1 protein-coding gene is annotated in these 247 nt (G+C 65.6%); it reads left to right on the forward strand.

Translation table 11 applies throughout. From position 1 onward, the window contains the following. On the forward strand, positions 1–247 hold a 247-nt coding region (locus HKX41_12785; protein ID NNC25011.1), incomplete at both ends, for a molybdopterin-dependent oxidoreductase.

A 247-nucleotide genomic window follows, 5' to 3' on the forward strand; every position in this document is an offset into this window, starting at 1 on the left:
CGCGCCGCTGCGGCTGGTGGTGCCGTGGAAGTACGGCTTCAAGAGCATCAAGTCGATCGTCGCGATCAACTTCGTCGAACGCCGCCCGGCCACCGCCTGGAACTCGCTGCAGCCCGACGAGTACGGCTTCTTTTCCAACGTCAACCCGAACGTCGACCACCCGCGCTGGAGCCAGAAGACCGAGCGCCGCATCGCCGGCAGCGGCAGCAAGCTGTTCGCCGAACGCATTCCGACCCGGCTGTTCAAC

It is taken from the genome of Salifodinibacter halophilus (genome assembly GCA_012999515.1).
In the GTDB taxonomy this organism is placed as follows: domain Bacteria; phylum Pseudomonadota; class Gammaproteobacteria; order Nevskiales; family Salinisphaeraceae; genus Salifodinibacter; species Salifodinibacter halophilus.